Annotated in this window: 1 protein-coding gene; it reads right to left on the bottom strand. The window is 49.7% G+C overall.

Annotated elements, in window-relative coordinates:
• The coding region (locus ACL9RM_RS26680) for an AMP-binding protein (protein ID WP_414126724.1) at positions 1-288 on the bottom strand (288 nt) is incomplete at both ends.

Raw genomic sequence — 288 nt, 5'->3', positions numbered from 1 at the left:
TGCCAAATCGCCTGTACGATACATCCGCTCATGGTCTGACTTGTCATCAGCAAACGGATTATTCACAAATTTCTCGGCCGTCAGTTCTTCACGTTTCCAATACCCACGGGCCAATCCTTCCCCTGCAATACATAACTCACCCGGTACGCCGACGGGCTGCAATTCTCCATTCGCATTCATGATATAGATTTGGGTATTCGCAATAGGACGGCCAATATTAATGTGCTCCGCATGGGTCAGTTCCTGCACGGTCGACCACACCGTCGTTTCTGTAGGTCCGTACATGTT

The organism is Paenibacillus sp. S29 (assembly GCF_049319765.1).
Lineage (GTDB): Bacteria > Bacillota > Bacilli > Paenibacillales > Paenibacillaceae > Paenibacillus > Paenibacillus polymyxa_B.
The sequence above is the reverse complement of the archived record's forward strand: the minus strand, read 5'-3'. Positions and strand labels throughout refer to the sequence as shown.